Annotated in this window: 14 protein-coding genes and 1 riboswitch; of the genes, 13 read left to right on the plus strand and 1 reads right to left on the minus strand. The window is 44.8% G+C overall.

Annotated features, from left to right (window positions below):
• The first annotated feature begins 9 nt into the window (after positions 1-9).
• The 8 genes from dut (at position 10) to dapA (ending at position 6,432) form a co-directional block, all read left to right on the plus strand.
• On the plus strand, positions 10-456 hold the full coding sequence (gene dut / locus ABFC84_00115) for a dUTP diphosphatase (GenBank protein MEN6411151.1): 447 nt from the start codon (positions 10-12) through the stop codon (positions 454-456).
• A gap of 173 nt (positions 457-629) precedes the next feature.
• The gene (locus tag ABFC84_00120; GenBank protein MEN6411152.1) at positions 630-938 is read left to right on the plus strand and encodes a hypothetical protein; all 309 of its coding nucleotides are present in this window, start codon (positions 630-632) and stop codon (positions 936-938) included.
• Positions 939-951: 13 nt separating this feature from the next.
• Positions 952-1,245 (plus strand): YlmC/YmxH family sporulation protein, encoded by a 294-nt coding sequence (locus ABFC84_00125; protein MEN6411153.1) that lies wholly within the window; start codon positions 952-954, stop codon positions 1,243-1,245.
• Positions 1,246-1,313: 68 nt separating this feature from the next.
• On the plus strand, positions 1,314-2,036 hold the full coding sequence (locus tag ABFC84_00130; GenBank protein ID MEN6411154.1) for a general stress protein: 723 nt from the start codon (positions 1,314-1,316) through the stop codon (positions 2,034-2,036).
• Between the two features lie 86 nt (positions 2,037-2,122).
• Positions 2,123-2,295, plus strand: a riboswitch (Lysine riboswitch).
• A gap of 120 nt (positions 2,296-2,415) precedes the next feature.
• Positions 2,416-3,207, plus strand: coding sequence for a 4-hydroxy-tetrahydrodipicolinate reductase (gene dapB / locus ABFC84_00135; GenBank protein MEN6411155.1), 792 nt, complete (start codon positions 2,416-2,418; stop codon positions 3,205-3,207).
• A gap of 60 nt (positions 3,208-3,267) precedes the next feature.
• Positions 3,268-4,299, plus strand: a complete 1,032-nt coding sequence (locus ABFC84_00140) for an aspartate-semialdehyde dehydrogenase (GenBank protein ID MEN6411156.1) — start codon at positions 3,268-3,270, stop codon at positions 4,297-4,299.
• Between the two features lie 11 nt (positions 4,300-4,310).
• Complete coding sequence (dapG, locus tag ABFC84_00145; GenBank protein MEN6411157.1) at positions 4,311-5,534, plus strand: aspartate kinase; 1,224 nt, start codon at positions 4,311-4,313, stop codon at positions 5,532-5,534.
• Between the two features lie 16 nt (positions 5,535-5,550).
• Positions 5,551-6,432, plus strand: coding sequence for a 4-hydroxy-tetrahydrodipicolinate synthase (gene dapA / locus ABFC84_00150; protein ID MEN6411158.1), 882 nt, complete (start codon positions 5,551-5,553; stop codon positions 6,430-6,432).
• On the opposite strand, the gene ABFC84_00155 is transcribed toward dapA, so the two are convergent.
• The gene (locus ABFC84_00155) at positions 6,429-6,608 is read right to left on the minus strand and encodes a hypothetical protein (protein MEN6411159.1); all 180 of its coding nucleotides are present in this window, start codon (positions 6,606-6,608) and stop codon (positions 6,429-6,431) included. The genes dapA and ABFC84_00155 overlap by 4 nt on opposite strands.
• Before the next feature lie 24 nt (positions 6,609-6,632).
• On the opposite strand from ABFC84_00155, the gene ABFC84_00160 reads away from it, so the two are divergent.
• The 5 genes from ABFC84_00160 (at position 6,633) to ABFC84_00180 (ending at position 12,617) form a co-directional block, all read left to right on the plus strand.
• Positions 6,633-8,297, plus strand: coding sequence for a ribonuclease J (locus ABFC84_00160; protein ID MEN6411160.1), 1,665 nt, complete (start codon positions 6,633-6,635; stop codon positions 8,295-8,297).
• Between the two features lie 126 nt (positions 8,298-8,423).
• Positions 8,424-9,203, plus strand: a complete 780-nt coding sequence (locus tag ABFC84_00165) for an ATP-dependent Clp protease proteolytic subunit (GenBank protein ID MEN6411161.1) — start codon at positions 8,424-8,426, stop codon at positions 9,201-9,203.
• Positions 9,204-9,217: 14 nt separating this feature from the next.
• On the plus strand, positions 9,218-9,436 hold the full coding sequence (locus ABFC84_00170) for a YlzJ-like family protein (protein ID MEN6411162.1): 219 nt from the start codon (positions 9,218-9,220) through the stop codon (positions 9,434-9,436).
• A gap of 125 nt (positions 9,437-9,561) precedes the next feature.
• On the plus strand, positions 9,562-11,736 hold the full coding sequence (locus tag ABFC84_00175; protein ID MEN6411163.1) for a DNA translocase FtsK 4TM domain-containing protein: 2,175 nt from the start codon (positions 9,562-9,564) through the stop codon (positions 11,734-11,736).
• Between the two features lie 116 nt (positions 11,737-11,852).
• Positions 11,853-12,617 carry a RodZ domain-containing protein gene (locus ABFC84_00180; protein ID MEN6411164.1) on the plus strand — a complete coding sequence of 255 codons (765 nt, stop codon included), beginning with the start codon at positions 11,853-11,855 and terminating at the stop codon, positions 12,615-12,617.
• The last annotated feature ends 4 nt before the right edge of the window (positions 12,618-12,621 follow it).

Below are 12,621 nucleotides of genomic sequence, written 5' to 3' on the forward strand. Positions count from 1 at the left end.
AGAATATGTATGCAACAACGAGGGTTTGAAATTATTACTGCTTATTTGGATGCTGATATTTCTTTACCAACGCGTCAAACTGCACATAGCGCTGGTTATGATATGGAAGCTGCGGCTGCGGTTGTTTTGCAGCCTAAGTCGGTAACCATGATTCCCACAGGGTTAAAAGCCTATATGCGGGAAGATGAATATCTGGGAGTTCACATACGTTCTGGCTTTTCTTTTAAAAATCAGGTAAGTCTGATTAATAGTCAGGGTATTATTGATGCGGATTATTATAATAATCCAGATAATGAAGGGCACATTTTAATTGGAGTATTTAACTATGGAACGAAGGCAATTTCGGTTAAAAAAGGAGATCGTATTGCTCAGGGAATTTTTTCAAAATATCTGAGAGTTGATGCGGATATAGCGGATAATACTCGAACGGGTGGTCTGGGCAGTACCGGAAAATAATACTACTGTGCAGTTTCTATTTGGTTTTTTTGTGGCCTAGCGAAAGCTAGGCTTTTTTAACATAAATTTTTGTAAGGAACATATTATTTTATATATGGCGAGATCGTTTTTTGACAAGTCGGTACTATTAATAGTATCGGTAGCAGCTTGTGCGGGATAACGGAGGAAAATGTATGGTTTCTGTCTGGACTATACTATTCAGTATGCTGTTTGGAATCGGACTATCTGTCTGGGGAAGAATACGCTGCATCAGGCGTATGGAGGAGAAAGATACGAAATCATCTCCTCTGGCCCAGGCGATCCGGGATTTAGTGGCAGTGGCCGGAGGGTTATATTTATCGTTGATTATGCTTGTTTCCTTTTTGAAATTAGATTTACCGGAAAAAATCTCGCTGTATGAAGTTTCCCTGGATCCGTTAGCTTGCATAGCAATCGGTTTGGCGATCATTCAGCCATTATTTATGAAAATAAAAAAAGGTTAGGCAGGTGGCAGCAATGCGGGTAAGCGATCTATCCGGCAAGGAAGTTATTAATTTAGGCGATGGAGCGCGTTTAGGCATCATTGAAGAATGTGAGCTGAGTGTTGACTGCAAGTCGGGGCGGATTCACGCGATTTTGCTTCCCAACCGTTCCGGATTTTTAACTATCTTTAGCGATAATCGGCATTCAGCCATTCCCTGGCGGGCGATTAAGCGTATTGGTGACGACGTCATTATCGTGGACATTAGCAATGCTTTTGACCGCATGAATACAAATGCTGTTCGGGAGAAAATAGAAGATACATATTAACCGAATCAATGGATAAACTAACATTAACTTGCAGATTCTGCATTGTAAATGTTAGGAGGTTTTGCTACATGACCAATGAAAATGTAAATCAGCCGACAAAACAAACAGCAGCGCAATCTCTGGGGAAGACTGCACAATCTTCAACTTCAAGAGCAACTCAGGTTCAAGCAGGCGAAGGGGAAGATAATTCTTTAGTAAACAGCTATTCCCGATCTCAGTCCGGGCAAACAGCAAGTTCCTCATCCGATCAAAGGGGACAGACAGTCATCTCCCAAGGATTTGGCAAGCAAGGGAAAACAGTTATTGGGGTTTTTTCAGTCCATAGTGATGCCGAAAAAGCGGTTTCAGAATTGCGGAGTCAGGGTTTTACCACAGAGGAAATTAATATTGTTTCTAAGGATTCTTCCAAATTTCGTCAAAATCAACCCTATGACGACGATATTACCGACGGCGCTTTAACTGGCGGTACTATCGGCGGTATTGGCGGGCTGCTTATGGGAGCGGGAGTAGTGGCAAGTGTTGGTGCAATGGCGATACCGGGCATCGGTCCGATCATCGCATCCGGGCCAATTGCAGCAGCAATTGGTGGTGCCGTAGCCGGCGGCGTAGCTGGTGGGCTTATTGATTGGGGAATACCGGCGGAATCAAGTCAACGCTATGAAAAAAGCGTTGCGGAAGGCGGTATTCTGGCAGTGATTCGCACGGAATCTTCCAAGGTAAATTCAGCGGCTCAGATTTTGCGCAAAAATGGCGCCAGTGACGTGGAAAGCCATAATTTAAAGGAACGGTAATGTTTTAAAATGTTCGAAAATATATTGACAGCGTGGGAACCCTTATTATACAATGTACATAAATTAAATAGACATCATCCTGTGTAGGATGGAGTAGAGGTGCGGGTAACAAGAATACTTCCAGGGAGAGTGGAATCAATGAGCTGGAAGGAAAGGGTTAACCGCCGAAGTGTGAAAGATTACCAGATTTTTTACACTGGTCTTATATCGAATAGGTTTAAGACTGTCACCGAATTTTTGGTGGAGCGCTATCTCATTTAGGTCAGAAAACAGATTTTGTGCTGTTTTTCTAAATCCTTAAGCTGTTTAGTCATACTGACAGCCGGTGAGATACAACTCGCCGGCTGTTTTTATTATATAAATAAAAGGTGGGGGAAAAATGATTAGGGTAATGGTATGCGGTGCTTATGGTAAGATGGGACGCGAAGTTTTAAGAGCGGTATATAACGATGAGCAATTAAGTGTTGTCGGGGCTGCGGATGTAAACTCTGATTTTTGTGATGTTGGTGATTTGATTGGTGAAGGCAAGACGGGCATTGTCGTTGGAGATAATTTACAATCGGTCATTGACGAAACAAAACCCCAGGTGATGGTCGACTTTACGAATCCTCAGTCGGTTATGGAAAATATACAGACAGCTATCCGCAATGGTGTCTGTCCGGTCGTAGGGACAACCGGCATATCGGAAGCAAATATTAACGAATTGCGTGAACAATGTAAAAAGGCTAAGGTAAATGCTCTTATTTCGCCTAACTTTTCTGTAGGGGCGATTTTATTAATGAAGTTGGCGCAAGAAGCGGCTAAATATTTTCCTCAGGTAGAAATAATTGATTTACATCATGATCAAAAGCTGGATGCACCTTCCGGTACAGCAATACGTATGGCAGAATTGATCACCCAGCAGAGAGGCTATTTACGACAAGGAAATCCTGATGAAGTTGAAAAGCTGGAGGGGGCCAGAGGCTGTGAACTTTCCGGAATTCGGCTGCATAGTGTCAGATTGCCAGGCTGTGTAGCCCATCATGAGGTGATTTTTGGCGGACTAGGGCAGACATTGACCATCCGCCATGATTCGATTTCCCGCGAATCTTTTATGCCAGGCGTCATACTGGCCTGTAAGAAAGTATTAACGGTAGATGGTTTGGTTTTTGGCCTTGAAAATATTTTATAAATACGCCATAATATGGAAGTGTTAGTAACTGTCAAAATAACATCTGTGGGGGACGATAAAATGAAAAAGTATAATATAGCTATTTTAGGAGCTACCGGGGCTGTAGGGCAGGAATTCTTAAAATTAATTGCGGAACGGAACTTCCCTTTTAATGAACTGAAATTACTTGCATCAAAAAGATCTGCCGGGAAGATTATTGAATTCATGGGGAAAAATTATACGGTGGAAGAAGCTACGCCTGATTCGTTTGAGGGGGTGCAAATTGCGCTCTTCGCCGGCGGCGCTGCCAGCAAGATTTTTGCACCGGAAGCCGTTAAACGAGGTGCAGTTGTTATTGATAATTCCAGCAGCTTCAGAATGGATCCTCAAGTTCCTCTGGTAGTGCCTGAAGTGAATCCCCAGGCGATTAAAAATCATAAGGGGATTATTGCCAATCCAAATTGTTCCACTATTATCATGGTTATGGCCTTAAAGGCAATTTATGATCGGGTTAAGATTAAGCGCATTGTTGTTTCGACCTATCAAGCTGTTTCCGGAGCGGGGAAAGAGGCTATTGACGAACTGACTGAACAGGTGAAAGCGATTGTCGAGAACCGGCCGGTAGAAGCGAAAATTCTGCCAAGCGCCAGTCTGCCAAAGCATTATCAAATTGCATTTAACTTAATTCCTCACATTGATGTATTTGTGGAAGATGATTACACCAAGGAAGAGATGAAAATGGTTAATGAAACTCATAAGATCCTTGACGATTATACTATTGGCATTACGGCTACTACAGTTCGCGTTCCAGTGTATCGCAGCCATGCAGAGTCGGTCAATTTGGAACTTGCCGGCGCTTTATCGGCAGCCGAAGCAAAAGAATTGCTGGCAGCCTTCCCCGGGGTTACTGTTCAGGATAATCCGGCAGAAATGTCCTATCCGATGCCTTTGTTTACCTCAAATTTGAATGATGTTTACGTTGGCCGTATTCGTCCTGATTATTCAGTTGATTATGGTTTAAATCTTTGGGTTGTTGGTGATCAGATTCGTAAGGGCGCCGCGTTAAATGCATTGCAAATTGCCGAATATATGATTGATCAAAAATTAGTTTGAGGTGTGAGAATATGCGGATTATTGTCCAGAAATTCGGGGGGACATCAGTAGCGTCGCCGGAAGCAAGAGGCTGCGCGTTAAATAAAATTAAGGCGGCAAGACAGCAGGGATGCACTCCGATTGTAGTGGTGTCGGCTATGGGACGCAAAGGAGAAAATTACGCAACCGATACGCTTCTTGGAATCGCGGCAGCTGCTTATAAAAATATTGCCGCCCGCGAGCGGGATCAGATAATGAACTGCGGGGAAATTATCTCTGCGGTGGTAATGGCCGGTACGCTTCAGGCGGCTGGAATGGATGCGGTGGCTCTCACCGGCGGGCAGGCAGGAGTTACGACCGACACCAATTTTGGCAGCGCAAGGATTCTTAAGGTGGATCCAGCCAGAATTACGAGTTTGGTAAAGGCGGGAAAGACGCCGGTAGTATGCGGCTTTCAAGGGATCAGCACGGAAGGTGAGCTTACAACCTTGGGGCGGGGCGGCAGCGATACCACGGCAGCTGCTTTGGGAGTGGCTCTCAATGCGGAATTGGTGGAAATTTATACCGATGTGGATGGCATAATGACTGCCGATCCAAGAATCGTAAATAATGCGAAGATTCTCGACTGCATCAGCTATAGTGAAGTGTGTCAGCTGGCTCATCAGGGAGCCAAGGTTATCCATCCCCGGGCAGTGGAAATTGTGATGCCTAGAGGAATTCCATTAGTGGTGAAATCCACCTTTTCCGATGCCCCCGGGACATTGATAACTAATATTGTGAAAGAAAATACCGAGGGAACAGCAGTGACGGATCGGATTGCAACCGGGGTTACTTATCTCGGTAATATTGCCCAGGTTAAAATCGATGTTACTGCTGATGATACTGGCAAGGCGGGATTCACGGTATTTAAAATTATGGCGGATAACGGCATTAGTGTGGATTTAATTAATGTGAATCCGGGGCAAATCATCTTTACTGTTCCGGAATGTGTCGCCGATAAAGCAGCTGCCAAGTTGAAAGAATGCGGCTATGCTGCCGAAATCGTATATGACTGTGCCAAAGTTTCTGTGGTTGGCGGCGGGATGCGTGAAGTTCCCGGTGTTATGGCAAGCTTCGTCGAGGCGCTGGCACTGAATAATATTTCTATCTTGCAAACAGTTGACTCCCATACTTCCATTTCGGCCTTAGTCAGCAAACTGGATACAGAAAAAGCAGTCACTGCTTTGCACGAAAAGTTTGGCTTATCTAAACTTTAAAGGGAGGGACTAGTCAATGAAAAATTTTGGAAGAGTTCTTACTGCAATGGTAACTCCGCTGCATGATGATTACAGTGTGAATTATAAGGGTGCAGCGAAATTGGCTAAATATCTGGTGGCTCATGGATCAGACGGATTGGTTGTTGCCGGAAGTACCGGAGAAGCTGCTACCTTAACCAAGAATGAAAAACTGAAACTGTTTGAGGTTGTGCTGGAAGCCGTAGGCGATCAGGCAGCGGTTATTGGCGGTACGGGGTCGAATTATACCCAGGCTTCGATTGAAATGACACAAGAAGCGGAAAAAGTGGGTATACACGGTGCCTTGCTTGTCGGTCCGTACTACAACAAACCGCCCCAGGAAGGCTATTATCAGCATTTTAAAGCCATTGCTGAGGCTACGCAGCTGCCGTTAATTTTATATAATGTTCCGGGAAGAACCGGCTCGAATATATTACCGGCTACTATTGCCAGGTTAGCTAAAATTCCTAATATTGTAGCTGTGAAGGAAGCCAGCGGAAATTTGGAACAAATGGGTGAAATTATTCGCACAACGCCGGATGATTTTATGCTGTATAGTGGGGATGACAGTTTGACATTACCGGTTTTGGCGATTGGCGGAGTCGGTATTATCAGTGTAGCCGCTCATATCGTTGGCGATCGGATGCAGGAGATGATTGCCGCATTCCTGGCGGGAAATACAGCAAAGGCACGGGCCATCCATTTGGAATTACTGCCTTTCTTTAAGGTCATGTTTATTACAACCAATCCTATTCCCGTAAAAGGGGCAGTGAATCTGATCGGTCAGGATGCCGGGCCGCTTCGATTGCCGCTCGTTGCTCCCACGGCTGATGAATTAGCAAAAATTAAAAATGTAATGCATGATATTGGAGTGATTTAAGAAAAATAAGGCTGGCGCTTAAGCTCGATAGGATACTGCGCCGGCCTTATTTTTTTATATCTCTGTCCGATTGTTGCAATTCCTTCTGAAAATGCGTTATAATAGACAGAAGCGGATGAACGGCCGGGTTTTTTAAAAGAAAATTTGGGACGGCATTGTTTTAAACTATTTTTCATAATAAATCGGAGGTGTAGCATTTTTTGGCAAAAATACCACAAAAAATTCAAATTATCCCCTTGGGCGGACTGGGGGAAATCGGCAAAAACATGACGGTAATCCGTTATGAAGATGACATTATCGTTATTGATTCTGGATTGATGTTTCCGGAAGACGATATGTTAGGGATTGATCTGGTCATACCGGATATTTCTTATTTGCTGGAAAACCGTGATTTGGTCCGGGCTATTATTCTTACCCACGGTCATGAGGATCATATCGGGGCGTTGCCCTATGTTTTAAAACAGCTTACCGTGCCGGTATATGGTACAAAGCTAACATTAGGCATTTTAGAAGGCCGGCTGAAGGAAAATAATGTTTCAGCAGACAATCTGATTCCGATAAAACCAGGGGATCAAATTGAAATTGGTCCGTTCAAACTGGGATTTATCAAGGTGAGCCACAGTATTGCCGATTCAGTGGGAATCTCGATCAGAACCCCGATTGGTACGATTGTGCATACCGGTGATTTTAAGCTGGATCAAACTCCTATTGATGGCAGAGTGACCGATTTTCATAAATTCGCCGAACTGGGTGATCAGGGAGTTTTAGTTCTCCTTGCCGACAGTACGAATGCGGAACGGCCGGGATATACATTTAGTGAGAAAACGGTAGGAGCAAAATTTGATGAGGCATTTCGCAATGCCCGGGGACGGATTATTATTGCTACCTTCTCCTCCAACGTTCATCGCATCCAACAGGCTATTGATACTGCTTGCAAATATAAACGCAAGGTAGCAGTACTGGGGCGCAGCATGGTCAATGTTGTCAATATTGCATTGGAACTGGGTTATCTCCTAGTGCCGGAAGGCGTGCTCATTGACATTGATGAAATCAATAATTATCCTGCCTCCAGCATTGTTATTGTAACTACCGGCAGTCAGGGCGAGCCTATGTCGGCTTTAACCCGTATGGCCATGTCCGACCACCGGAAGGTTGAAATTGTTCCCGGTGATACGGTCATTATTTCCGCCACGCCGATTCCGGGCAATGAGAAACTGGTTTCCCGAACTGTTGATTATCTGTTTCGACAAGGTGCCGAAGTCATATACGGCAAGTCCTCCGGTATTCATGTTTCAGGCCATGCCAGCCAGGAAGAATTGAAATTGATGCATAACCTGATTCGTCCTAAATTTTTTATCCCGGTGCACGGCGAATATCGGCATTTGATTATGCATGCTAAAATAGCGCAAGAGCTTGGCATGCCGAAAGACCATATTTTTGTTGCCGAAAATGGACATATTCTTGAATTTACGGCTGAAACAGGTGCCGTGGTCGGGAAAGTTACTGCCGGCAAAGTTCTGGTAGATGGATTGGGTGTAGGCGATGTAGGCAATATTGTTCTCAGAGACCGCCGGCAGCTGTCGAAAGACGGAATTCTGATTGTTGTTATTACGATGGATAAGCAGCGAGGCTGTGTTTTGGCCGGACCGGATATTGTATCCCGGGGATTTGTTTACGTCCGTGAGTCGGAACAGCTCATGGATGACGCGAAAGAGCGAGTCAAGCAAGCCCTGGAACGGTGTGAGACTAATAATATTACCGAATGGGCCACGATTAAATCCAATGTACGCGATACGCTAGGTAAATATCTTTATGAAAGAACCCGCCGTCGTCCGATGATATTGCCTATTATTATGGAAGTATAAAGACCGAGTTTACTCGGCCTTTTTCTTTTTTGGCGTTCTTGATTTTTACAAAAGGAAGCTCCGAGCTGTATGTAATTTTTTGCATGGTTCATACTATGTATGAATAATGATGCTGGAGGTAATATAATGATTGATAATGATAATCCGGTTATCGCTCCGCCGGGGACCACTCCTGAACATACGGAAATACCGATGCCTGATGCTGCCCCGAAAAAAACACAATCAAGTAAAAAAGCGGGAACGGTTGAAAATATTCAGGAGATGGGCAGCACTGAAGTGCCGACGGCTAAGAGTAATGTTCATGTTATGACGATCATTGGACAAATTGAAGGCCACATGGTATTGCCGCCGCAAAATAAAACGACCAAATATGAACATGTAATGCCACAATTGGTAGCGATTGAGCAAAACCCGGAAATAGAGGGTTTGATGCTGCTTTTAAACACAGTAGGCGGTGATGTGGAAGCCGGACTGGCCATTGCAGAGATGATCGCGAGTATGTCGAAACCATCAGTTTCGATTGTATTAGGCGGTGGCCACAGTATCGGCGCGCCGATTGCTGTATCGGCAACTCATTCCTATATTGTTGAGAGCGCCACTATAACAATTCATCCGATTCGTCTGACTGGTTTAGTAATTGGTGCACAAAGCTCGTTTGATTATTTGGAAAAAATGCAGGACCGTGTCAACCGGTTCGTAGTTACCCATTCTAAAATCAGTGAAAAGAAGTGGAAAGAATTATTATATAAAACCGGAGAACTTTCCAGAGATATAGGAACCTCAGTAGGTGGTAGAGATGCAGTGAGTTTTGGCTTAATTGATTCGGTGGGGGGGATATCCGCTGCTATGAATAATTTGCAGGAATTGATAACAATAAGCAAAGAACACAAGGGGCTGAAGCAATGATTTTATGGACGGTCATGCCTTTGAGTCTAGTTTGGGGACAGCCGCAAGGTTCACTTCCTCCCTATGAAGAAATCGAGTATACCGGTACGAAAATGCAGGTAACAAAGCTGTCGGACAACCAATGGCAGATTATTCGAATTCTATCAACAGATCCGCAGGACTACTTGCGTGAAGATATTCAACCGGGAACCGTTCTCGTGAGTACGCCTGTATTTAAAGCGCTTGCACATTAGAAAAAAGCACTGTAGTTGCGATTGGCAGCTCAAGCACTCTCTTAGTAAGGGTGCTTTTTTATGCATAATGATAAAAGGATTTTATTGCAACATGTAGAAATTCATACACTTAGAGGTGGTGTGTTTTGTCTAAGTCCTTGTCAGAACTGACACCCGAATTAAAATACGAATTGTTCGGCATTGTACTTGTTACAGTCGGTATTTTAGCCGGTATCAGTCTCTTGGGGCTTCATGCCGGGCCGGTTGGGTTATTCATTGCAAAAACTCAAAAATATACAGTCGGCGTTGGGGCACCGATTATTCCTCTATTACTGATGACTGTTGGCTTACGCTATATTTGGCGGCAGCATGCAATTGATTATTCGTTTAAATTTTGGGGGTTGGTGTTTTTATATATTTTATTATTAGCTATTTTTCATCATTGGGCTATTCCCGAAGGGCAGGAAATTCTGCCGGAAAGTTTGGTCCCGGGCGGCGGATTCATTGGTGGCTTTACTTTGTTTTTATTACGCAAGCTATTTGGTGTTGACGGAGCGATCGTTGTTCTGGTTGCTTTAGCGATCTGCGCTGTGCTTTTGGCAACAACCTGGTCTTTGGCAAAAGGATTTCTGGCGGCGAAGCAGAAAGCGGCAGAAAGTTTTCTCAGCGCCCGGCAAACCTTAGCTTGCACTTATGAAAATCTCATTGAGGTGCAGGACGAGAGCGAAACGGAACCAAAGCAGGAGAATCGTCGTTCTTTTTATAATCAGGAGAATGATCGGCCTGTGGTACCGGCAGCGGCAAAAGGAGATAAGCAGAACAGTGAGGCGTCTTTAAAATCTGCATCGCCAGCGGCGAGTGTTCAGCAGCCCTCTGATCCTGCTACCGCTCAGCAATATATGCTGCCGCCACTTACTTTGCTCAAAAAAATTAATCGAATGAAGCAAACGAGAATTCCAAAAGAAGTAAGTCAAAATGCTGCCATTTTAGAAGAAACATTGGAAAATTTTCATGTTAGTGCTAAAATAATAAATACTTGTCAGGGACCGGCGGTTACACGCTACGAGTTGGAACCGGCTCCTGGCGTGAAAGTAAGTAAGATTGTAAATTTAGCCGACGATATTGCTTTAAAACTGGCATCCACCGGTGTGCGTATAGAAGCGCCTATTCCGGGGAAAGCGGCGATTGGCATTGAGGTTCCCAATAAAGAAGTGTCCGGCGTTCATTTGCGGGAGGTCCTTGAAAGTCAGGATTTTCAGCAGGCGGGTTCCCGGCTTGTTGTGGCTCTGGGAAAAGATATTGCCGGCCAGCCGGTGGTGACCGATTTGGCTAAAATGCCTCACTTGCTGGTGGCGGGAGCTACTGGCTCCGGCAAAAGCGTATGTATTAACACGTTAATTACCAGTATTTTATTTAAGGCTATGCCGGATGAGGTCAAATTTATCCTGATTGATCCGAAAGTAGTGGAATTATCCAATTATAATGGCATTCCCCAGTTGATGACGCCTGTTGTAACAGATGCCAAAAAGGCTGCGGCTGCTTTAAACTGGGCAGTCCAGGAAATGGAGCGGCGGTATGCGGTCTTTGCGACTGCCGGGGTGCGGGATATAGGACGGTATAATGAAATTTCCCAGGATGGGGGATTACCGCTTATTGTAATTATTATTGATGAATTGGCTGATTTGATGATGGCAGCGCCGGTAGACGTGGAGGATGCAATTTGCCGTTTGGCGCAAAAGGCTCGTGCAGCAGGCTTGCATTTAGTGCTGGCTACCCAGCGCCCATCGGTGGATGTGATTACCGGAACGATAAAGGCAAACATTCCTTCACGGATATCCTTTGCCGTATCGTCACAGATCGATTCGCGGACTATCTTGGACATGGCCGGAGCGGAAAAATTATTAGGCAAAGGGGATATGCTGTTTTATCCTGTAGGAGCCGCAAAACCGCTGCGGGTACAGGGGGCTTTTATTGCTGATAGCGAGGTGGAAGACTTGGTATCTTATATCCAACATCAGGCTGAGATTCCCAAGTATTGTGAAGAGATTACATCCTTTGAAAGTGTAAAAAAGGAAGATGAAAAGCCGGAACAGGAGAAATATCAGGATGAATTATTAGAAGAAGCGGTCCGAATGGTATTGGAAACAGGTCAGGCTTCCGTATCTATGCTGCAGCGAAAGTTTCGCGTTGGCTATACCCGGGCCGCCAGACTGATTGACACGATGGAAGAAATGCGAATCGTCGGACCGAATATTGGCAGTAAGGCCAGAGAAATTATCATGACTTCCGATCAGGTGAATGCCCGTTATTTTAAAAAATAATATTCATATTTTGTCTAACGAGGTTATAGATGGCTTTCGATGTTGGGTAAAATAGAGTAAGCAATCTTAATACCGTCGACTATTGAGTCATTAGAAAAATAGGAGGTAATAACAACATGCAGACTGTGGGTCAGGCATTGCGTAGTGAGCGAGAGAAAAAAAACTTGACGATAAAAGACATTGAGGCTGCTACTAGTATTCGGTCATTATACATCAATGCCATTGAAGAAGATAATTATAAAGTGATTCCCGGTGAAGTTTATCTGAAAGGGTTTATTCGCAATTACGCGAACTATTTAGGCCTAAACGGAGAGGAAATGGTTGCTTTATATCGTGAAAGTCAAGCTCCTGTTGAACCGGAACCGGAAGTGCCGGCTAGAAAGAAAGTAGCACCAAAGAAAGATACTCCGGTCAGTTTACGAACGGGCGGCAAGGGGAAATGGGCCGCCGTCGGGGTGGTAGCAGTTTGTCTGGCAGGAATTATCTGGTGGGCAGCCGGTAATAAAATAGCAGAGCCTCAGCAACCGGCTCCCGAAGCTAAATCAGCTCCAGCAGCTCCCGTTCAGCCGCTTCCATCGGCAGTGCCACAGCAGCAGGCAACGTCCGCATCGGACAAATCGGCTGCTACAAAGCCTGTAGCGGTAACGGCTAAATTTACGGATGCCTGCTGGACGTTAGTTAAGGCCGATGGCAAGGAGATTTATGAGGGAATTCCGAAGACTGGTGAAACTATAACCTGGCAGGCGGAAAAAAACATAGCGCTCCAATTAGGCAATGCCGGCGCTGTGGATATCGTATATAACGGACAGTCAGTGGGAAAAATCGGTGGGAAGGGTGAAGTAGTATCTAAGACCTTTTCAGCCAATAATGCTAAGCCATAACCGA

Source organism: Veillonellales bacterium, assembly GCA_039680175.1.
Taxonomy (GTDB): Bacteria; Bacillota; Negativicutes; order JAAYSF01; family JAAYSF01; genus JBDKTO01.

Coding starts and splice junctions, on each gene's coding strand:
- dut (MEN6411151.1), top strand. CDS start 10: ATGCAACAACGAGGGTTTGAAATTATTACTGCTTATTTGGATGCTGAT.
- ABFC84_00120 (MEN6411152.1), top strand. CDS start 630: ATGGTTTCTGTCTGGACTATACTATTCAGTATGCTGTTTGGAATCGGA.
- ABFC84_00125 (MEN6411153.1), top strand. CDS start 952: ATGCGGGTAAGCGATCTATCCGGCAAGGAAGTTATTAATTTAGGCGAT.
- ABFC84_00130 (MEN6411154.1), top strand. CDS start 1,314: ATGACCAATGAAAATGTAAATCAGCCGACAAAACAAACAGCAGCGCAA.
- dapB (MEN6411155.1), top strand. CDS start 2,416: ATGATTAGGGTAATGGTATGCGGTGCTTATGGTAAGATGGGACGCGAA.
- ABFC84_00140 (MEN6411156.1), top strand. CDS start 3,268: ATGAAAAAGTATAATATAGCTATTTTAGGAGCTACCGGGGCTGTAGGG.
- dapG (MEN6411157.1), top strand. CDS start 4,311: ATGCGGATTATTGTCCAGAAATTCGGGGGGACATCAGTAGCGTCGCCG.
- dapA (MEN6411158.1), top strand. CDS start 5,551: ATGAAAAATTTTGGAAGAGTTCTTACTGCAATGGTAACTCCGCTGCAT.
- ABFC84_00155 (MEN6411159.1), bottom strand. CDS start 6,608: ATGAAAAATAGTTTAAAACAATGCCGTCCCAAATTTTCTTTTAAAAAA.
- ABFC84_00165 (MEN6411161.1), top strand. CDS start 8,424: ATGATTGATAATGATAATCCGGTTATCGCTCCGCCGGGGACCACTCCT.
- ABFC84_00170 (MEN6411162.1), top strand. CDS start 9,218: ATGCCTTTGAGTCTAGTTTGGGGACAGCCGCAAGGTTCACTTCCTCCC.
- ABFC84_00180 (MEN6411164.1), top strand. CDS start 11,853: ATGCAGACTGTGGGTCAGGCATTGCGTAGTGAGCGAGAGAAAAAAAAC.